Genomic DNA, 19303 nt, shown 5'->3' on the forward strand with positions numbered 1-19303 from the left:
GTGGAAAAAAAATCAAGATTGTTTGGAACAGACGGTATTCGTGGCACTGCAAATCAGTGGCCCATGACACCGGATATGGTTGTAAAGATCGGTCAGGCGATCGGTTATCTGTTGCGCAAGGAAGTGGAGCACACTCCCGGCGCCGTTCGTAAAGTTGTTATCGGAAAAGACACACGCCTGTCCGGTTACATGATCGAACAAGCCTTGGCTTCGGGTTTGAATTCCATGGGTATTTTCGTTCAGCTGGTGGGACCACTGCCAACACCGGGGATTGGCTATCTGACTCGCACCATGCGTGCGGCGGCAGGTATTGTGATTTCGGCTTCTCACAACCCGTTCCATGACAATGGGATTAAAGTGTTTGGTTCTGACGGCTTTAAAATCTCTGAAGACATGGAGCGCGAGATCGAACGTCTGGTGTTGGAAGAGGATCTGACGCCGCATCTGCCTCCAAGCAAAGAGATCGGTCGTACACGCCGTATCGAAGACTCTCAGGGACGTTATATTGTTTATGTGAAGGGCACTTTCCCTCTGGAGTACACTCTGGATGGGATGCGTATTGTTCTGGATACGGCTAACGGAGCTTCTTATAAAGTGGCTCCCTCCGTGTTCCAGGAATTGGGAGCTGAAGTGATTCAGCTAGGTGATGATCCTAATGGCGTGAATATCAACGACAAGGTCGGTGCCTTGTACCCGCAAAAGTTGGCGGAAGCTGTTTTGCAGTACCGTGCGGATGTTGGTATCAGCCTTGATGGTGACGCGGATCGCGTGATCATGGTGGATGAAAAGGGTGAGATCGTTAACGGAGACCGTATTTTGGCAATCTGTGCGCTTCATATGAAAGAGCGCGGGCTTCTTAAGGGGGACACTCTGGTGGCGACACAAATGTCCAACTTCGGTCTTGAGAAGCGTATGAATGAGGCCGGTATCAAGCTTGTGAAAACAGGCGTGGGTGACAAGTACGTTGTCGAAGAGATGCGCAAGAACGGTTACAACCTGGGAGGCGAGCAATCCGGGCACATTATTTTCCTGGATCATACGACCACAGGGGATGGCTGTATCGCGGCTTTGAGTGTGCTGGCAGTGATGAAGCAAACAGGGAAAAAGATGAGTGACTTGAATCACGTCTTTGAAGATGTGCCGCAAATACTGATCAATTGCCGCGTAAAACGCCGTGCGGAGCTGAATGAACTTGCCGGATACAATGACATGATTCACGCCATTGAAAAAAAGCTGGCGGGGACAGGTCGTGTGTTTGTGCGATTCTCCGGGACAGAGCCGGTGATTCGTGTTCTGGTGGAAGGCTCTGACAAAACCCAGATCACTCAATTTGCAGAAGAAATTGCCTCGTTCCTGGAAAAAGAACTGTCTTAAGTAAAAAGGAGGGTGATCCCGCCGGATCATCCTGGAAAAATATGAAAAATAAAATTCGTCTTGGTGTGAATGTAGATCACGTGGCAACGCTTCGTCAGGTGCGTGGTGGAACAACAGCTTATCCAAACCTGTTGGATATGGTTAAGAAGTCCGTGAAGGGCGGTGCAGAGCAGATCACCATTCATCTGCGCGAAGACCGTCGCCATATCCAGTTAGAGGATTTAAAGCTCCTGTCAAAGCAGTGTCCGGTGCCATTGAATCTGGAAATGGCAGCGACTTCCCAGATGGTCTCCTTTGCCAAAAAGTATCGTCCGGACTGGGTGTGCTTTGTTCCTGAAAAACGGGCGGAACTGACCACGGAAGGTGGTCTGGATGTGAAAAGAGGCCTTAAAAAAATGCTTCCGATGGTTGAAAAGCTTCAGCGCATTGGGATTGAAATTTCCATGTTTATTGAGCCTTCCATCGAGCAGGTTGAGGCTTCCTATGAGGCTGGTGCGGATGCTGTTGAGTTCCACACGGGTAAATGGGTGACGCTCAAAGGAGCTAAGAAGAACGCGGAATGGAAGCGTTTGTGCGAGGCGGCCGAGTGGGCTCATTATCTGGGGATGAATGTTCATGCGGGGCATGGTCTGGATTACGAACACTCCAGGCTTATCAATAAGTTGCCGCATCTTCAGGAAGTAAATATTGGACATTCTTTGGTGTGTTATGCGCTGGAGTATGGCATGGAAGAATCTGTTCGTAAGATGAGAAAAATCTTAAAGTAACATGTCCACTATTTTGAATTCCCAAAGAATTGTGAAGAATCTGGAGGAACTTAAAGCCTTTTGGCAAGAGTTCCTGCTTCATTTAAATGATCGCTGCATTTTGTTGATGAGTGGTGATGTGGGGGCTGGCAAAACCACCTCCGTGCAGATGATGGCTTCTGCTTTGGGTATGCGAGATGTTCAGTCGCCGTCCTTTGCCATTCATCTGCGCTATGAGAACGCCGAGGGCAAAGCCATGGATCATCTGGATCTTTATCGGCTGAAAGACGATGATGATCTGGAAAGTTCGGGTTTTTGGGATTTATTTGCGCAAAAGAATTCACTCATTGTCATTGAGTGGGCCAATCGACTGGACTTCGATTATTTGCCTTTGAACTGGCAAAGAGTCGAAGTCGTCTTCGAAAAACTATCTGACACCGAAAGAAAAATCACCACTCGCCTGGTTTAGTTGTAACCGTTCTGATAGGCCATTTCGTAGTTAGGGAAGAAGACTCTTTTCCAGACGGGAATTTTGTTGATGTCTTCAGGTGGCAGGATCTTTTTTAATTCCAAATCGCCCACGGGGTTTCTGCCAACTTGTTTTTGCACCTTCATACGGAACTGGTAGGGCTCTTGCGTCTGGCGATAGTCGTTTGAGAAAACGCCGCGGCGGTTGTCATAGGCCTCTTTAGAGGCACGGCTGTAATCGCTGACGATGCGCTTTTCAAAGGGGTAAATAAAATAAATCATACCCCAGCCGTTTTTTAGCATTTCCATATTCAGATCTTGATTGCCAACAAGAAGTCGCCCCAGGATCCGGCCGTGCTTATCGACCTGGCTGTCGTCGCTTAAAGTGATGATGCCGTCAGCAGGAATCAAAGACCTCAGAAAGTCCCGGGCGGCCAATGCCACTTCGCCTTGAGTCTCTTTCATGAAATCAACTTCCGGAGTATCCACGCCCATCAGGCGAACCTTGTAGCGCAGGGTTGGGTCCTCTGCGCCCACAGCCGTCAGAGTGTCGCCGTCATGCACGCTGATCACTTTAATGCGTGTGCCTTGGGCAAAAAGAAGGGAAGGAAACAGAAGGACTATGAAGACATAGGACAGGTATTTCATGACCCAAGGAAGTAACCGGTTTTCCAGAGGATTTCAAGGCGGGGGCTGAGAGAGCGTATTAATTTCCCGCCATGCCGGATTTAAAAGCGTTTATCGTGTTCCGGCGGTGGTTTTATTGGTGCCTGCTGAGGCGGGATGAAATTTATTACCGATGCCATGGGATTTCAGATTGTTCACAACCTCTTTGCATTGGGAACGATTTCCACGATGACGCCAGGAAAGCTGGGCATCACCTTTGCCGCCGGGCTGGGCATCAATATGAAGCTCGATGCGACGGCGCAGATTGCGATTAAAGGACTTTTCCGGAGGAGAGCAGGATTCCGGAGTCATCAGGAAGATGACCTTGGCAATGCGTCCGCGAGAGGCATCCTGAACACTTTCAATTTCAAGGGGACAGGTCACCGTTTCGGTCGAAGACTGAATTTTCAGACTGGCATGATCCAGATCCTGAATGTCAATGCCGGCGGAAAGCTTTTGCCCCTGCAACCACTTGTCCTGAAGCTCGCAGGAGTACATCAGTTTTTGGGATTGAGCCTGGGCTCCTGAAACTCCCACAAGGGCCAGGCTGATCATGAGGATAAGACGAATCATTTCTGGCCTCCTTGAGGTCGGCAATAGCGCATGGCATGGCTTGAACAGTGCAGATTTCCGTTGAGTGTGTGGGCAAAATGCGTGTCGATGTAGTCAGTTTTCAGACCCAGATCTTTTATAGACTTATCAATTTCCGCTTTAAAAGCGGGATTGACGGGCTCTGGCAAAATGAAAGTACTTTCCACGATCTCGCCATTGGTGGGATTCGGGAAAACCGAGTCCGCAGTCCCTATGGCATAGGTGGGTTTCTCCGAGTCGTAGTTCATGTCACCCAGGAACAGGTCCGGCAATTCCACCGTCTTGGGATTGCATTGGGGATAGGATTTTTTTACTTTTGCCAGCAGTTCCTTTTTGAATTTTTGAGTCGCCTCTTCCACAGATTCGTTAAATTCTTTCATCTCGTAGTCGTCTTCAAACATGTCCGCCAATTCTTTGTTCGTCATGTTGTAACAGTCTTTCAGGATGGAAGAATCGCTCTGAGACTTCAGAATTCCGGCTTGGCGAAGCAGGGCGCGCTGCCGGTTCAGGCGATCGATTCGCTCTTGCCGTCGGTCGCGACCGCGATCCAGCGGCGGATCTGAAATGCCATCCTCGTCTATCTGCTCCAGATACTCGTCCATGCGCAAAGATTCCGGGTCTTTCAGGGACGCCACGATGTTTCCAGCGGAGACAGGGGGGAGGATGATGTTAAACAGGAACTGGGAAACTCCGCGAACACGTTTTTCTTTGCCGTTGCCGGGTCTGTTGCCACGACTTTTCATTTCTTTGATGTAGGAAAACTCACTGCAGATGCGGTTGTAAGGCGCTTGTCTCAGGCGCACCATGATTTCATCCGGGCTTAGATGTGAAAAATCAAAGGCGCGTCCCTGAGGATTTTTCTTCAAAATCTCAAGAGCTTTTTTCGGACTGGCAAAGGCCAGACTGAAATCACAAGGCGCCTTCTGGGTGGGATCTTTGAGTGTTTTAAAGAACTCATCGGTGTGGCCGACATTGAGGAAATCAGAAGGTGTTTTTACAGCAGTCGCCGGATTTTCGCAGGTGACTTTTGCGTACTTGTCCCACTCATCACCTTCAAAGTGGTCGGATCCCACAAGGCACAGGCCGTTGACGGCTTCAATATTGCCGCCGCTGTGTCCTGATTTGTATTGGTCGTTGCTCAGTTGTTTGCCAGCGTTGATGGAGCAATCCGCGCTGGATTGTTTGACCAGATCCTTAAAGGCATTGCCGTGGCGGCCATATCCCTGTACTTCGCGCAGCACAGGCTTGCCGGTGTTGCTGTCGAAGAAGCTTTCAAAGTAGTCCTGTTGCCAGTTCCAGCGGTGGCGGGTTTGCACCCGGCTTAAGCCAGCAATCCAACGTTGGGCTGTGGCTTCGTCGGGGGCCTGCTTTTTTATTTCGCGCACCACCTCATGCCAGGTTTGATCTGTGACGTGCAGAAAGAACTGCGGAGATTTGGAGGGCTGGGCTTTTAAAACCTTGGTGACGTATTCTTTCACATAGCGGGAACCGCCAGCGTCGTCAGAAACCGTGGCGGCCATGATGGGATAATTTTCCGATAACAACTTGCTGCCAGTGGTTGGGCAGGCTGGAACATCGGGGCTCATGGGATTGTGTTGGCTGCAGGAGTTGGAGTTTGCAAGTGTGACGTTCAAGAGAAGATGCAAAAGAAGCATCATAAATTATGCCGCCTGAAGACCCTTGGTGAAGTCGGTTGAAAGTTTTTCCGCTAAATTCAGAGAGACCTTGTTGTAGGCTGATTTTTCCGCAAATCCCATCAGCATGCCCACCAGTTTTTCATTGATAATGATCGGTGTGATGGTGACATGATCGGGGATACGGCCCTGATTCCAGCCTTCAAAGAACTTTTCGTTGGTTTCATTCAGGGAGATGTATCCGTGGTAAGGCTTTTGCGTGGAAGCCACAATGCTGAAGATGCTGGGCACCTGCAGCGGGAAGCGCATGGAAGTGTCTTTCATGCCTTTGAAGTTTTCATCCCAGGCAAAGGCAATCATCTGCGTTTCTTGCTCATCCAAAGTCAGAATCATGGATTTTTCAAAATGAGCCTTCATCTCGCTTAAGACCAGTTTGACTTTTTCATTCAAAGCCGCGGCATTTTTCTTTTTGATTTTATCCAGCGCAAAGTGACCTGTGGCCACGGGATTGATTGTGGGTTTAGCCACTCCCGCCGGACGAGGTGTGATGGCAACAGGGCGATTACTGAAGCTGTCCTCAAATGGAGGAGGCAGTTCGGATTTTGGCGGCGGCGGAGGTGTTGCTTTTTTAGGAGCAGAGCTTTCCGGTGCTTGCGCGACAACGGGCTGCGACACCACAGCCGGAACCTCCTCAACGACAGGAGTCGTGGAGGCCGCTGGCAAAGGCATGATTGTTGTTTTTTGCTCGGTTTCGGGGATTTCCGGTGTCAATTCGATTTTGGCAGAAGTTGAAGCCTCCGCTGCAGGTGTCCCTGCCGGGGCTGGGCTGAGGGCCTCCAGACGAATCACGGTCGGGCCATCGAAAAGACCGTCAAGTTTTTCTTCCGGAGCACCTTCGACAGAAAGTTCATCAGAGGACAAAGGTTCAAAATTCGGAGAAGATCCTTCAGAGGCCACGCCCAGATCATCAAACGAGAAACTGTCAGAGCTTTGTTTTTTCGGTGTGCTTAAGGAAAGATCAATGCCTTCCGGGGCTGCGTCGGCAGCAGGGGTCGCTTGTCTTTCCGGATGCAGTTGTGTCCAGACCTGTTTCAGATTTTCATAAGTTGCCAGCACCAGGATGCTGGACGGGAAAGAAGGAAAATCCTGCGGCGGCTGAAGACATGCTACGATGAGGGATCCATCCCACTCCGCCACAGGCAGACACTCCGCAGACCACGGATAATGGGTCGCCCACTTCGCGAACATTTCCTGGGACACGGGAGTTTCTGTAAAAAATCGTGACTGAAGCAAAGGAAGTCTATGGTGAGTCATGGCCCATTGAAGATAGGCTTCAGAGCTGAGGCGTTGTTCCTTAATGGCGTAGGCCAGAAGGCTCAAATGCGTTCCGCTTTGTTCAAAGGCTTCGGTAAGTCCTTGAAGTTGCTCTTTAAAATGTTCAAACCATAGGTGATGACTCATCACTGTGTTTATCGGAATTCTTTACGAAAACCTGAGTAAAAACTGAGGTCTAGTCCAGTTGACCCCCGGGGAAGGGGGGTTTGGGGTGTAGAATTTTCCTGAAGTGTTAACGCGCTGGACACCCGGAATTGGCAAATTATCTTAGAAGTTTTCAATACTTAAGAACTATGATAGGTTCCGTGCGCTTATGATATCAACCAAAGTCCTTCACTATTTCGATCACAATGCCACGACCCCCGTGTGTGCAGAAGTTCTGGCTGCTTTGCCAGAACTTGCGCAGGCCTGGGGGAATCCAAGCTCTATCCACTGGAGCGGTCGTCAGCCGAAAAATATTCTGCGTGACGCGCGCAAAGCCATGGCTGATGCCGTCGGGGCTCATCCTTTGGAGATCATTTTTACCTCTGGCGGCAGTGAGGCCAACAACACCGTTTTAAAAGGTCTGTTTGACTACCACCAGACAGCTCAGTTTCTGACGCCTGAACAGCGTGGTCGCACACACTTCATGTGCTCCGCCGTGGAACATCCCAGTGTGATGAAGACCATGGAGCATCTGAAAGCTCTTGGCGCGCGCGTGGATTTTATTCCCGTGAACCGTCAGGGGCAGATTGATTTGAAATTCTACGAAGAGCACCTCAGCGAAGAAACCGCATTGGTGTCGGTCATGTTTGCCAACAACGAAACAGGCACCTTGTTTCCGATTAAGCAGATGGCCGAGATGGCCCATAAAAAAGGCGCTCTCTTCCACACGGATGCGGTGCAGGCTTTCGGCAAAGTACCGGTGAATCTGCATGAGCTGAATGTGGATTTTGCCTCTTTCTCGGGTCATAAATTTTATTCCGTAAAAGGCACCGGGGTTCTGTATTCCAAAAAAGGCTCTAACGTGAGTTCTCTGATTCACGGTGGCGGTCAGGAAAGACACCGTCGTGGCGGTACAGAAAACACTCTGGGGATTGGATGCCTGGGTGTTGTTGCCAAACGCGTTTCCCTGATTGAGGAAAAAGCCCGCGCCATCGCAGCCCTGCGCGATCATATGGAGACTCGTATTCTGGCTGAGATCTCTGATGTGACAATCACCGCCGTGGAAAGTCCACGTCTGCCGAACACCAGCTCCCTGATTTTGAAAGGGGCTGATGGCGAAACGATGCTGATGTCTTTGGATATCAAAGGCTTTGCCGTATCCACAGGGGCGGCTTGTTCATCTGGAAACCCTGAACCCAGCCCGGTTTTGTTGGCCATGGGGCTGAGTCGTGGTGAGGCGCAGAACAGTTTGCGTGTCAGCCTAGGTTGGGAAAGCACTTTGAGCGAAGTGGATTTATTTGTAGATACATTGAAAACAGTGGTGGATCGCTTGCGATCACTGAACGACGACGAAGGAGATTCTTGTCATGTCTAAAGGGAGAGTCCTTGTTGCTATGAGCGGAGGCGTGGACAGTTCCGCCGCGGCTGCGCTCTTGGTCGAACAGGGGTATGAGGTTATTGGGGCAACAATGCAAGTCTGGGACTATTCCACTTGCGATATCGAAGAAGGCAATGGTACGTGCTGCTCCAGTATTGATGTGGACGACGCCCGCTCTGTGGCAGACCGCCTGGGGATTCCGTTTTATGTGATCAACTGCGAAGCGAAATTCCGCGCCGCTGTGATTGATCCTTTCCTGAAAGCCTATCTGGAAGGTCAGACACCGCTTCCGTGTGTGAACTGCAACACCTATTTGAAATTCGACCATCTTGTTAAAAAGATGAAAGAGCTGGAGTGCGATTACATTGCCACAGGTCACTACGCCAAGATTGTGACTGATGAAAATGGGAAGTCCTCCATTCACACTTCGACGGATGACTGGAAAGATCAGACCTACTTCCTGTTCACGATTGATCCGGAGCTGGTGCCAAAGCTGTTGTTCCCTGTTGGGGATATGAAGAAACCGGAAGTGCGTGCTTACTCTGAAAGCCGTGGTCTGGTGACGGCACGTAAAAAAGATTCTCAGGGGATCTGCTTTGTGGGTGGACAAGGGTATCAGAACTTTATCAAAGGTCAGGTGAAACCGGAAATTTTGGCTTCCAAAAAAGGCCTTCTGAAGCGTTACCCGACGGGTGAGGTGATGGCACCTCATAACGGGATTCATAACTTTACCTACGGTCAAAGCAAAGGCCTGGGTATGGATCACCATGAAAAGCTTTTTGTTATTAAAATTGATGCTACAGACAACACGGTCTGGGTAGGCGATGAAAAATATCTTTTCGCCGACGAAGTGGATGTTGTGGATCCGAAACTTCTGGATGAAATTCAGGATGGCGAAGTCATGAATGTGAAGATTCGCTATCAGCACAAAGGGTCTGAAGCGAAAATTCATAAGACCGCCACGGGCTTTAAGTTAAAATTCTCTGAACCACAAAGAGCAGTGACTCCCGGCCAGGCGGCGGTGTTCTATCGTGACAAGCAGTTGGTGGGGGGCGGATGGATCACTCTATGAAGTATCAGGTCCACACCTTCGGCTGTAAGGTGAATACATATGATGCGGGTCTGATTCAGAAGAATCTGAATGCCAGTGGTTTTGCCCCGGTGGTGTCCGGTGAAAAAAACGCCCGTATTCATGTTTTGAACACCTGTGCTGTGACCGCAGAGGCCACGAAAGAGGCTGTCCGCTATATCCGTCGTTTGAAGGTAAAAGATCCATTTTGCACAGTGGTGGTCACGGGATGTGCGGCCCAGGTCGACACCGGGTCTTTCTCCAGCTTGCCGGGGGCGGATCTGATTGTAGCGAACTCTCACAAAGGGTCTTTGCCGGATCTTCTGAGCAAACACTTCCGTGGGGAGCTGACTGAGAGGGTGTTTAAATCCAACATCTTCAAAAAAGAGGACCTGGAAGCCGGCGGTGGTATTGAAAAAGAACACACGCGCACGTTCCTGAAGATTCAGGACGGCTGCAACAGTTTCTGCACTTATTGTATAATTCCGTATGCTCGTGGCAAGAGTCGCTCGATCCCGGTGGCGGATCTGGTGAATCGTATTAATGATCTCTATGCGCAGGGTTCCCGCGAGGTCGTTTTGACCGGTGTTCACATTGGTGATTACGAAGACAAGGTCGGTGGCAAGACCTACGTGATGGAAGACCTGATCGAAAATCTTCTGGCAAAGACAAAGGTGCCTCGGTTCCGTTTGGCAAGTCTTGAGCCGGTGGAGGTTTCCGAGCGTCTTTTGGATCTGTATCAGGATTCCCGATTGTGTCCGCACTTCCATATGAGCATTCAAAGTGCCAATACGGATGTTTTGTTCCATATGAAGCGCAAGTACACCCAAGCCGACGTGCAAAAATCTCTGCGCGCGATTGCAGACCGTGTTCCCGGCAGTTTTGTCGGGATGGACGTGATCACCGGGTTCCCGACTGAAACAGATGAGCAGTTTCAAGACACTTATGACTGCCTGAAGGATCTGCCATGGACCAAGCTGCATGTTTTCCCTTACAGTGAACGTCAGGGCACGCGGGCTGCGGCGATGGATGTGTCAGTGTATCCGCATGTTCGTGCCGAGCGGGCTGCGCGTCTGCGTGACTTGAGTATTGCTCGTTATTCCGAGCAGGCTCAGCTTCAGGTGGGCACAACCAAAAAAGTTTTGGTTCTGAAGAATGCTGCCAAAGGCGGCCAGGGTCTGAGCCATGACTATTGGCCGGTGGATATCACGGGAGCCGAGAGTTTCCTGGATCACTGGGCGGGACAGGAAATTGAGGTTAAGATCACAGGGTATGATCATTCCAACAAACAACACATGGAAGGTCACCTGGTGGGCGAGGTTCTGACATGAACGATCAATTCCGAAAGTCTTTGGAAGAGCGTCTGGGATATCAGTTTCAGAACCAGGCACTGCTGGAGCGCGCCCTGACTCACAAAAGTTTTGCCAATGAACTGCGTAACTGTGTTGAGCACAATGAAAAGCTCGAGTTTTTGGGTGACGCGGTTTTGGATCTGGTTGTGGGTGAATTTTTATATGAAAAATTCCCGACGGACACCGAAGGGGGTTTGTCGAAGAAAAGAGCCAGCATCGTCAATGAAGAAGTTCTTTCCGAACTGGCGTTGGATCTGGGACTCAACAAGCTGATGCAGCTTGGAAAAGGGGAAGCGCAGACGGGTGGTGCTCAAAAGCCCCGTCTGATTGCTTCCTCCTTTGAAGCCATTGTCGGGGCGTTGTACCTGGACGGTGGTTTCACGGTGGCGCGCACTTTCATCCGCCAGGAGTTTGTTCCGTTGGCGGATCGGGTGTGTCGACATGAGGACTTCGAGCGGGATTATAAAACCCGCTTGCAGGAACTGGTGCAGAAGTCCTCGAAAGAAACGCCAAGGTACGAGGTTTTGGCTGAGGAAGGACCTCCGCATGACCGCGAGTTCCTGGTGTGTGTGAAAGTTAAAGAAGATATCTGGGCTCAAGGGCGGGGTCGCAGTAAGAAAAACGCCGAACAAATGGCGGCAAAGAACGCTCTTGAGATGAAATACAAGGAGACGAATTAGAATGAGTTACAAAGCCGGATTTTTAGGTCTGATTGGACAACCGAACGCAGGGAAGAGCACGCTGATGAACTTCCTGGTGGACGAGAAAGTTTCCATCGTCTCTGCAAAACCCCAAACAACACGCCGTCGTATTCTGGGTATCTGGAGTACTGATAAAGGTCAGATCATCTTCGTCGATGCGCCGGGATTGATCCGTGCGGACGAGGGACTCAATGGCTTCCTGGCTCAGGAAGCCAAAGACGTTATTGGAAGCTCTGATGCCTTGTTGGCGGTTTTATCTGTGGACGAAGAGCGCCCCGAGGACGCAGAAAAAGTAATCGAAATGGTTTCCAAAAGCGGCAAGCCCTGGGTGGCGGTTATCACAAAAACGGATATTGAGGAAAAAGCTCACCGCGTGATGATCCTTCGCAAGATGGTCGAGGATGCCGGAGGTAAAGCCTTCTCTGTGTCTGTGAAAGATTCCAAGGATGATCAGGAAGAGCGTGAAGCACTTCTGATTGAGTTCTTGGAGTTGTTGCCGGAATCTCCGGCGCCTCTTTATGACACTGAACTTTACACCAATGAAAATGTGCGTGAAATGGCGTCAGAAATCATCCGTGAAAGATGTTTCGATGCTCTTCACCATGAGGTTCCTTACTCGATCGCAGTTCGTATTGTGAAGTTTGAGGAAGATGCCAAGCCAGTGCCGAAGATCTTTGCAGAAATTGTGGTGGGTAAAGAAAGCCACAAGGCAATGGTTATCGGCAAGGGCGCTGCCATGATCAAACAAATTGGTATGGAAGCACGCAAAGAAATTGAAAAACTGATGGGAGAGAAAATCTTCCTGGACCTGAATGTGGCGAGTAAGCCTGAGTGGTTCTCCAATAAACGCATGATGAAGGAGCTGGGCTATGTCGTTGAATCAAAGGACTGAGTTTGCACCCAAAGTGGCGATCATCGGTCGCCCGAACGTGGGTAAATCCACACTGTTTAACATTATCACTGACACGCGCAAAGCCGTGGTGAAGAATCAGGCGGGTGTGACCCGCGATATCATCATTGAGCCGGTGGATATCTGGGGCAAGCAGTTTGACCTGATCGATACGGGCGGTATCACCGAAGCTGGTGATATTTTCTCTAAACTGATCAAAGAACAAGTGACCGAATTCCTGCATTCTGTGGATCTGATTGTGGCGGTGATGGATGGTCGTGCGGGTCTGGTGCCGGAGGATCGTGACATCATCCGTGTGGCCAAGCAGACCGGGAAGCCCTTCTTGTTGGTGATCAATAAGGTGGATCGCGATGCCGAAGCGGATATGGCCAAAGCGGACTTCTATGAGTTTGGCGTGGATATCATTTCTGCATCTTTCGAGCAGCGTCGCGGTGTCGCAGATGTTCTGGAGTGGATCACCAAGCAGATCCCTGAAAATCCGGGGACGGTGAAAGAGGGCATCAATATCGCCATCGTAGGTAAGCCCAACGTGGGTAAGAGCTCTTTGTGCAACGCGATCCTGGGTGTGAATCGCATGATCGTGTCCGATGTTGCGGGTACAACAATTGATTCTGTTGACTCTCCGTTCATCTATAACGGCAAAAAGTACACTTTGGTGGATACGGCCGGTTTACGCCGATCTGCCAAGCGTGAAGAGGATCTGGAGATCATTTCTGCCTTTAAATCCCAGGAAGCCATTCGCCGAGCGGATTTGATCCTGCTGGTTGTCGATGGAACAATCGGACCGACGGATCAGGATGCACGCATCATGCAGTCTATTCTGGAGGATCATAAAGGTGTGATCCTGGTGGCAAATAAGTCTGACTTGGGTGGTAAAGAGATTCCGGAGTATCGCAAGACCTTCCGCGAACAAGTCGAGCGCGTGTTCCACTTCTTTACCGATGTGAATGTTGTCTTCACCAGCGCCAAGACCCAGTATGGTCTGGAGGAAATGTTCGAGATGATCGAGCGTGTGGCTGATCAGATGACCATGCGTATTCCAACGGCTGAGCTGAATGACTTCTTCTTTGAAACGATTCGTAAGGCGCCGGCTCCGGTTTGGGGCACGACGAACGTGAAGTTCTATTATCTGACTCAGACGTATCAAAGACCACCGGCCTTTATTGCCTTTGCCAATCATCCCGACGGGGTGACGAATTCTTATCGTCGCTTCTTGATTAAAAACATCAAGGAACGCTGGGACCTCCATGGAATGCCGATTCGTATCTTCTGTATGAAATCACGCCGTGGCGGCAGTGGTGGCGGGGAATAATGGCCAGTAAACGCGGCTCCTGGAAAACACGCTATGGATTTTACCTTCTGGCCGTGGGCTCTGCCTGCGGTCTGGGGAATCTTTGGCGTTTCCCTTACGTCGTGGGGGAAAATGGAGGCGGTGCTTTTATTTTGCTTTATGGTTTTATGGCCCTGGCAATCGGAGCTCCGCTTCTGATTGCCGAGCTGATGCTGGGAAAAGGCACACGTCGTTCTGTGATCGTGGCGACCCAGCAGATGGGACAGAAATCCGGCGTGCGCTCTTTGCGTTGGGTCGGGCGGCTGGCCGTGTTAGTCAGTATTGTCGTTCTGTCTTACTATTCCGTGATCAGCGGCTGGGTTTTGCATTTTCTAACTCAGTTTTTGATTTCATTGTTTTCCACTTCGGATCAGGTCGTCGATAAAACCAATCTGGCAGCCCTGATGTCCAATGGCTGGTTGCAGTTGATGCTGGCCAGTGCCCACATTCTGATTACGGTTGTGGTGGTCGTTAAAGGGGTCCAGCAGGGGCTGGAGCGATGGATCGGCTATACGATGCCCCTCTTTGTGGCTTTGGTTGTGATTCTGGTCATGCGGTCTTTTTCGCTGCCGTCGACTCCGGAAGTTTTGCGCTTCCTTTTTTATCCTGATTTTTCCAAGTTGACCTGGTCCTCTTTGAATCATGCCTTGGGACATGTGTTCTTCACCCTGTCTGTGGGCTTTGGGACCATGGTGACTTTCGGTTCTTATATGCGTGAGGAAGATCACGTTCCGACCGCGGGCTTTCGGGTGACGATCGTGGATACGATCATCTCCATGATTGCGGTGGTGATGATTTTCCCGGTGGCGTTCCAGGCGTCCAATGTTCCGCTGACAGATCCGGCTTTGATGTTTGAGGTTCTGCCGAAGTATCTTTTGGGCATTCCGGGGGGAGTCTTATTCGGACTGGCCTTCTTCGTGTGTCTGTATATGGCGGCCTTGAATGCCAGTATCGGCCTTTTGGAGGTTGTAGTTTCAAACTGGGTGGATGCGCAGAAGAAGATGGAGCGCGGTAAAGCGACCTGGTATTCCGGGGCGATCGCCTTGCTGTTGACGGTGCTTCCGGCTTTGTCGAGTTCAGTCTTTAAAGACGTCCGTGTGGGCGGGCGCTCGTTGATTGAAAATCTGGATTCACTGCTGATCAACTGGCTGTTGCCGGTGGTCGCCTTGGGGATCCTGATTGCTTTTAATAAGGGTATTTCAGACAAGGAAAAAGAGCTGGGCTTTGTCGATAAGGACAAGTTTGTCAGCTACTCCATGTATCCTCACTGGTTGTTCATTTTGCAGTGGGCGGGGCCAATTGTAATTGTACTGGGGTTGTTGCTTCAGGTTGTCGGCGTCTTTGCTTTGTGAATCCGGAACTAAAAAGGGACCTTGAAGGTCCCTTTTTTATTTTGTAGCGCGCTGGAATCTAGAAATTCATCCCCAGAATAACCAGGAAGTTATAGAAGTCCCCGGCCAGATTCTTTTCCAGTTTTTCGGTGCCATCGACATAGTTTTTATTTTCATCACTGAAGTTCACATAGTGATAAGTTCCTTGCAGACCCAGGTAGGCTTTTTTGCGCATCAAGGGGATCTCCAACCCCGCGCCGATATCAAAACCCATGGTGGAGTCTCGGCTGAATCCGTCAAGACCTGCGATGGTATAGGTGCGATAAAACTGACCCAGACCGCCCAGGATGTAGGGATTTAGATCGGCCAGACCCCGCGTCACATTCTGGGTGTTCATGTAGTACTTCAAGTCAAAATTAACCGCTGTGATGGAAACATTGCCTTCGTAAGGGTCGGTCTTTCCTAGGACCTTGAATTTCACGGCATGATCGCCAGTTTGGAAGCCCAGGGACATCGCCAGGCGAAGATCAAAGAAATAAGTCAGAAAGATACCGAAAGTCGGCGCCGCTGAATAGGCATCAGCGAAGTTGCCGGTAAAACCACGCATACCGCCAGCAAGACCGATAGTAAAGAATCGTCCGTTGCGGAAGAAGTTGATGTCCGCCTCTTCGTCAGACTCTTCTTCAAATTCACTGTAATCGGTAAACGGATCATAGGCTTCATCCACATCAACCTGAGAAAGCAAGTATGTTTTTTGATCAGACTGAGCCAGGGACTTTTGGGGCATGGCCACGGCCATGGAAAAAAGAATTGCAAGAAGGCTGTATGTACGTAATCGAGCTGTGGTTTTCACAAGTTCCCCCTCTTGATATTATCGAATCAAAACGGGGAAAACTTCAAAGTAAAGTATCAAAACGAAGTCCAGATATCGCAGTTTGTCTCAGGGTGAGACATCTATAAGGGCTCATTCAGCGCTTTTTCAACCGCCTTGGTGATACTTTCAGAGGAGGGCTTGGTGATGGAACTCCATCTTTCAATGACCTGTCCTTTGCGGTTGATCAGAAACTTTTCAAAGTTCCAGGCAACGTCCTTGAACAGAAGTCCCGGCTTCTGCGTGGTCAGGAACTGGTACACCGGCTGCTTGTCTTTGCCGGTGACGGGGGCTTTATCAAAGAAAGGGAAGGTCACGCCAAACTCTTTTTCAGCAAAGCTTTGCACTTCTTCGTTGGTGCCTTTTTCTTGTTTGAAGTCATTGGAGGGGAAGGCCAGAACAATAAAACCGCGGCTTGCGTATTTTTTGTACATTTCTTCCAGTTCTTTAAGCTGCGGTGTAAAGCCGCATTGAGATGCCGTGTTCACAACGAGAACGACTTTGCCTCGGTAAGTAGAAAAGTTGATCTTCTTCCCGCTTAAAGAATTAGCAGAAAGATCGAAGAAGTTTGTCGCAACGGCAGACTCGTTTGCCCAGGAAAGCTGAGAGCAGAAAATGAGGCCAAGGAGAGTTAAAAGACGCATGAGTTCCTCCTGATGAGCGTATTGTAGGTCCGCCATCGGGAAATCACAAGAAAAAGCCCCGGAGGCACTTTGGATGCAGTGCGCACCTTTGACTTTATCAATTCGTGATTTTCTAATCATTAAGAGCCTTTAGGATTCAATTTCACTTCAAAAACAGGAGACATTTGCGGCGATGGAACTTGGCAGTCCCGTTATCCTTATTTCAGCTTTTGGTCGGGGTCATTGGTTGGCTGCGGCTCTGGCGAAAGAGGGAATTAAAACAACTCTTGTTGATGTATCCAGCAAACTGGGTGTGTGGCCTTCAGAAGATGTGGAAGGACCTTTTGGTTTCTTCCGCAACGAGCGCATTTCAGAATCCCAGTCCGAAAGAATGTATTCCGACGATCCGTTTGACGAAGTTCCAAATGGATTTACTCTGTGGCTGAAGGACGGCCCTTTTGAGTTTAAGGGGCCGGTTACAAAGTATAAAATTGACCAGTCCACTTTGGCGCCGTCTGTGAAGGAGCATCTGATCGGGGGCGCGGGCGAAAAGGCGGCAAAGTATCTTTACAAGAATATTGATGCCCTTGATTTTGATTCAAGCTGGATTCTGCATCTGGCGCACCAGTGGTCGGGAACAACTTACACCTCCAACGCCAAGGGGGCCCGTCTGGGGGTGCCGACGCCGCTGACCTCCTCATTCCTGGTTCGTCATGCGACTCGCAACGGTTTGGAAAAATCCTTAAGCTGGCTGACCAGCAAAGGGGTGGATGTCATCCGCCCGCACCAGATCATGGACGTTTCATTCGGTGGTGGTAAGTCCATCACGGGTCTGGAGCTTTCCGGCGAAAAACAAGGTTTGTTCCGTTTGGAGCAAATTGTGTGGATGCTGACCAGCGAAGAAAGTTATTTTTTGAATGAACGCCTGGGTAAATACTTCTTCCCGGAAGGAGCCTTGGAGCCTGAATGGTGCTGGGTGCGTTACCGAGTCGGTCTGCAGGCGTGCTTTGAGCGGGATCGACTGCCTTTGCATACGGTGATGATTGGTGATGTGGACTCTCCGTGGACTCATGAAAATATGATGGTGTTGCAAAGAACCACGCTGCCAGAACAATTTGATGTCTGGATGCGAATCCCCACTGTGCAAAGGTTCAACAAAGACTATCTGACCGTTCGCAGTGAGCGCATGAAGAACCATCTTAAAGAGCGCATGACTTTGACTGATCCTCAGATCCTGAGCTTCCCGCAGGAATACTATTACACCTATGCCCAGTTGGGGGCGTCTCGGTTCCCGGTTTTCGGCGAGAAGCAGAAAGCACGACGGGGTCGCAGTTCTTATGGGAATTTGCATTTGGATGGACCGGAAGTTTGGCCGAACTATCACTGGGGCTCTTATTTTGACAATCATGAGGCCATCCAAGGCCGTATCGTGAGCTGGTGGAAAGAAAAGCTGCTCAAGGAACAAAAGGAAAAGAAGCGAAAGGAACAGAACTCGTGATTGAAAGATACACTCGCCCTGAGATGGGCCTTCTTTGGGATTCTGATCACAAATTCGGCAAGATGATGGAAGTCGAAATCGCTGTGGCGCAAGTGCAGGCGCAATTGGGTCTTATTCCCAAAGGGGCGGCCAAGACGATTGCGCAAAAGGCCCGCTTCAACGTTAAAAGAATTTCTGAAATCGAACGTGAAACCAAACACGACGTGATCGCTTTTGTTTCCAATCTGGCTGAAAATGTCGGTCCTCAGGGGAAGTTCATCCATTATGGCCTGACTTCTTCGGATGTGTTGGACACAGCCTTCAGTCTGCAGGTTCGTGAAGCGGGTGTGGTGCTGATGAAATCCATAGAGGCTTTGGAAAAATCCCTGAAGACCCTGGTGAACCGTCATGCTGAAACTTTGTGTGCAGGGCGCACGCATGGAATGTTCGCAGAGCCCACAACTTTCGGATTTAAGATGGCCGGCTTTCTGGCTGAAACTCAGCGCAATAAAAAGCGAGTGAAGGCGGCGTTGGACAACATGATGATCTGCAAGCTCAGTGGAGCTGTGGGTACGTACTCCAGTCAGGCGCCGAAAATTGAAAATCTGGTGGCAAAAAAGTTGAAGTTAAAAACAGAAACCATTGCCACGCAGGTGATTCCCCGCGACCGGCACGCCGAGATGCTTTCAGCTTTGGCGATCTTTGGCACGGGTCTGGAACGCCTGGCTGTGGAGCTTCGCCACTTGCAGCGCAGTGATGTGGGAGAGGTGACGGAAGGTTTCACCAAGGGGCAAAAGGGATCTTCTGCAATGCCGCACAAGAAGAATCCCATCAGTGCGGAAAATATCACGGGCCTTTCCCGCCTGCTTCGTGGTTATGCGATCGCTGGTCTGGAAAACGTGGCCCTGTGGCATGAGCGCGATATCAGTCATTCTTCGGTTGAGCGTGTTGTCTTCCCGGATGCTTTCATCGTCGCGGATTATGCGTGTCATCGTATGACGATTCTTTTGGATGGTCTGGATGTGAATAAAAAGCGCATGATGGACAATATTGAAAGTTCTCAAGGTCAGATTTTCAGTTCTCATGTTCTGCTGGCCCTGATTCAAAAGGGGATGATCCGTGAAGAGGCCTATGCGTTGGTGCAGCGTCTGTGTCACTCCCTGGCTTATGGAGAGCACTTGAAAGACAAACTTTTGGTGGATGATCAGATCAGTAAGCTGCTAAAGCCGAAAGAAATCGACGAGATTTTCACAGGGAAAAAACATAAAAAAGCTATCAAAGATATTATCAAACGGGTGTAGCG

General features: G+C 50.0%; 18 protein-coding genes. 12 read left to right on the top strand and 6 right to left on the bottom strand.

All coding sequences use genetic code 11. The features are described from left to right. Genes glmM through tsaE form a run of 3 tightly spaced genes read left to right on the top strand, consistent with a single transcriptional unit; the run spans position 1 to position 2589 of the window. On the top strand, positions 1–1374 hold the full coding sequence (gene glmM, locus ACZ5ZZ_RS08240; RefSeq protein ID WP_464121406.1) for a phosphoglucosamine mutase: 1374 nt from the start codon (positions 1–3) through the stop codon (positions 1372–1374). 41 nt (positions 1375–1415) lie between these two features. After that, positions 1416–2141, top strand: a complete 726-nt coding sequence (locus tag ACZ5ZZ_RS08245; protein ID WP_464142234.1) for a pyridoxine 5'-phosphate synthase — start codon at positions 1416–1418, stop codon at positions 2139–2141. Between the two features lies 1 nt (position 2142). Beyond that, positions 2143–2589 carry a tRNA (adenosine(37)-N6)-threonylcarbamoyltransferase complex ATPase subunit type 1 TsaE gene (gene tsaE, locus ACZ5ZZ_RS08250; RefSeq protein WP_464142236.1) on the top strand — a complete coding sequence of 149 codons (447 nt, stop codon included), beginning with the start codon at positions 2143–2145 and terminating at the stop codon, positions 2587–2589. On the opposite strand, the gene ACZ5ZZ_RS08255 is transcribed toward tsaE, so the two are convergent. From ACZ5ZZ_RS08255 to ACZ5ZZ_RS08270, 4 genes are all read right to left on the bottom strand, one after another. Beyond that, positions 2586–3236, bottom strand: coding sequence for a thermonuclease family protein (locus ACZ5ZZ_RS08255; RefSeq protein WP_464121131.1), 651 nt, complete (start codon positions 3234–3236; stop codon positions 2586–2588). The two genes, tsaE and ACZ5ZZ_RS08255, sit on opposite strands and share 4 nt — an antisense overlap. 90 nt (positions 3237–3326) lie before the next feature. Next, positions 3327–3827, bottom strand: a complete 501-nt coding sequence (locus ACZ5ZZ_RS08260; RefSeq protein ID WP_464142238.1) for a hypothetical protein — start codon at positions 3825–3827, stop codon at positions 3327–3329. Further along, the gene (locus ACZ5ZZ_RS08265; RefSeq protein WP_464135047.1) at positions 3824–5503 is read right to left on the bottom strand and encodes a protein-arginine deiminase family protein; all 1680 of its coding nucleotides are present in this window, start codon (positions 5501–5503) and stop codon (positions 3824–3826) included. Before ACZ5ZZ_RS08265 ends, ACZ5ZZ_RS08260 begins: the two co-directional genes overlap by 4 nt. 3 nt (positions 5504–5506) lie before the next feature. After that, entirely contained in the window at positions 5507–6940 is a 1434-nt protein-coding gene (locus tag ACZ5ZZ_RS08270) for a hypothetical protein (protein ID WP_464142240.1), read from the bottom strand. Between the two features lie 187 nt (positions 6941–7127). On the opposite strand from ACZ5ZZ_RS08270, the gene ACZ5ZZ_RS08275 reads away from it, so the two are divergent. Genes ACZ5ZZ_RS08275 through ACZ5ZZ_RS08305 form a run of 7 tightly spaced genes read left to right on the top strand, consistent with a single transcriptional unit; the run spans position 7128 to position 15050 of the window. After that, positions 7128–8333, top strand: a complete 1206-nt coding sequence (locus ACZ5ZZ_RS08275; RefSeq protein WP_464121135.1) for a cysteine desulfurase family protein — start codon at positions 7128–7130, stop codon at positions 8331–8333. Continuing rightward, entirely contained in the window at positions 8326–9408 is a 1083-nt protein-coding gene (gene mnmA / locus ACZ5ZZ_RS08280; RefSeq protein WP_464121136.1) for a tRNA 2-thiouridine(34) synthase MnmA, read from the top strand. The genes ACZ5ZZ_RS08275 and mnmA overlap by 8 nt, the downstream gene beginning before the upstream one ends. Next, positions 9393–10736 (top strand): tRNA (N(6)-L-threonylcarbamoyladenosine(37)-C(2))-methylthiotransferase MtaB, encoded by a 1344-nt coding sequence (mtaB, locus tag ACZ5ZZ_RS08285; RefSeq protein ID WP_464121137.1) that lies wholly within the window; start codon positions 9393–9395, stop codon positions 10734–10736. The genes mnmA and mtaB overlap by 16 nt, the downstream gene beginning before the upstream one ends. Further along, positions 10733–11437, top strand: coding sequence for a ribonuclease III (gene rnc / locus ACZ5ZZ_RS08290; protein ID WP_464142242.1), 705 nt, complete (start codon positions 10733–10735; stop codon positions 11435–11437). Before mtaB ends, rnc begins: the two co-directional genes overlap by 4 nt. 1 nt (position 11438) lies before the next feature. Then, complete coding sequence (era, locus tag ACZ5ZZ_RS08295; RefSeq protein WP_464135057.1) at positions 11439–12350, top strand: GTPase Era; 912 nt, start codon at positions 11439–11441, stop codon at positions 12348–12350. After that, complete coding sequence (gene der, locus ACZ5ZZ_RS08300; protein WP_464121140.1) at positions 12328–13680, top strand: ribosome biogenesis GTPase Der; 1353 nt, start codon at positions 12328–12330, stop codon at positions 13678–13680. Before era ends, der begins: the two co-directional genes overlap by 23 nt. After that, positions 13680–15050, top strand: coding sequence for a sodium-dependent transporter (locus ACZ5ZZ_RS08305; RefSeq protein ID WP_464121141.1), 1371 nt, complete (start codon positions 13680–13682; stop codon positions 15048–15050). The genes der and ACZ5ZZ_RS08305 overlap by 1 nt, the downstream gene beginning before the upstream one ends. Positions 15051–15108: 58 nt before the next feature. Here the strand turns inward: ACZ5ZZ_RS08305 and ACZ5ZZ_RS08310 are convergent, their stop codons facing one another. Together ACZ5ZZ_RS08310 and ACZ5ZZ_RS08315 are read right to left on the bottom strand one after the other, a co-directional pair. Then, positions 15109–15882, bottom strand: a complete 774-nt coding sequence (locus ACZ5ZZ_RS08310) for an outer membrane beta-barrel protein (protein ID WP_464135060.1) — start codon at positions 15880–15882, stop codon at positions 15109–15111. Positions 15883–15983: 101 nt separating this feature from the next. Continuing rightward, the gene (locus ACZ5ZZ_RS08315; protein WP_464142244.1) at positions 15984–16544 is read right to left on the bottom strand and encodes a glutathione peroxidase; all 561 of its coding nucleotides are present in this window, start codon (positions 16542–16544) and stop codon (positions 15984–15986) included. A gap of 172 nt (positions 16545–16716) precedes the next feature. Between ACZ5ZZ_RS08315 and ACZ5ZZ_RS08320 the strand changes: the two genes are divergently transcribed. Both ACZ5ZZ_RS08320 and purB read left to right on the top strand, forming a co-directional pair. Then, the gene (locus tag ACZ5ZZ_RS08320) at positions 16717–18021 is read left to right on the top strand and encodes a hypothetical protein (RefSeq protein WP_464135065.1); all 1305 of its coding nucleotides are present in this window, start codon (positions 16717–16719) and stop codon (positions 18019–18021) included. Continuing rightward, positions 18018–19301 (top strand): adenylosuccinate lyase, encoded by a 1284-nt coding sequence (gene purB / locus ACZ5ZZ_RS08325; RefSeq protein ID WP_464135066.1) that lies wholly within the window; start codon positions 18018–18020, stop codon positions 19299–19301. Before ACZ5ZZ_RS08320 ends, purB begins: the two co-directional genes overlap by 4 nt. The last annotated feature ends 2 nt before the right edge of the window (positions 19302–19303 follow it).

The organism is Bdellovibrio sp. HM001, assembly GCF_055397275.1.

Coding starts and splice junctions, on each gene's coding strand:
- ACZ5ZZ_RS08245 (WP_464142234.1), top strand. CDS start 1,416: ATGAAAAATAAAATTCGTCTTGGTGTGAATGTAGATCACGTGGCAACG.
- tsaE (WP_464142236.1), top strand. CDS start 2,143: ATGTCCACTATTTTGAATTCCCAAAGAATTGTGAAGAATCTGGAGGAA.
- ACZ5ZZ_RS08255 (WP_464121131.1), bottom strand. CDS start 3,236: ATGAAATACCTGTCCTATGTCTTCATAGTCCTTCTGTTTCCTTCCCTT.
- ACZ5ZZ_RS08260 (WP_464142238.1), bottom strand. CDS start 3,827: ATGATTCGTCTTATCCTCATGATCAGCCTGGCCCTTGTGGGAGTTTCA.
- ACZ5ZZ_RS08265 (WP_464135047.1), bottom strand. CDS start 5,503: ATGATGCTTCTTTTGCATCTTCTCTTGAACGTCACACTTGCAAACTCC.
- ACZ5ZZ_RS08270 (WP_464142240.1), bottom strand. CDS start 6,940: ATGAGTCATCACCTATGGTTTGAACATTTTAAAGAGCAACTTCAAGGA.
- ACZ5ZZ_RS08275 (WP_464121135.1), top strand. CDS start 7,128: ATGATATCAACCAAAGTCCTTCACTATTTCGATCACAATGCCACGACC.
- mnmA (WP_464121136.1), top strand. CDS start 8,326: ATGTCTAAAGGGAGAGTCCTTGTTGCTATGAGCGGAGGCGTGGACAGT.
- mtaB (WP_464121137.1), top strand. CDS start 9,393: ATGGATCACTCTATGAAGTATCAGGTCCACACCTTCGGCTGTAAGGTG.
- rnc (WP_464142242.1), top strand. CDS start 10,733: ATGAACGATCAATTCCGAAAGTCTTTGGAAGAGCGTCTGGGATATCAG.
- era (WP_464135057.1), top strand. CDS start 11,439: ATGAGTTACAAAGCCGGATTTTTAGGTCTGATTGGACAACCGAACGCA.
- der (WP_464121140.1), top strand. CDS start 12,328: ATGTCGTTGAATCAAAGGACTGAGTTTGCACCCAAAGTGGCGATCATC.
- ACZ5ZZ_RS08305 (WP_464121141.1), top strand. CDS start 13,680: ATGGCCAGTAAACGCGGCTCCTGGAAAACACGCTATGGATTTTACCTT.
- ACZ5ZZ_RS08315 (WP_464142244.1), bottom strand. CDS start 16,544: ATGCGTCTTTTAACTCTCCTTGGCCTCATTTTCTGCTCTCAGCTTTCC.
- ACZ5ZZ_RS08320 (WP_464135065.1), top strand. CDS start 16,717: ATGGAACTTGGCAGTCCCGTTATCCTTATTTCAGCTTTTGGTCGGGGT.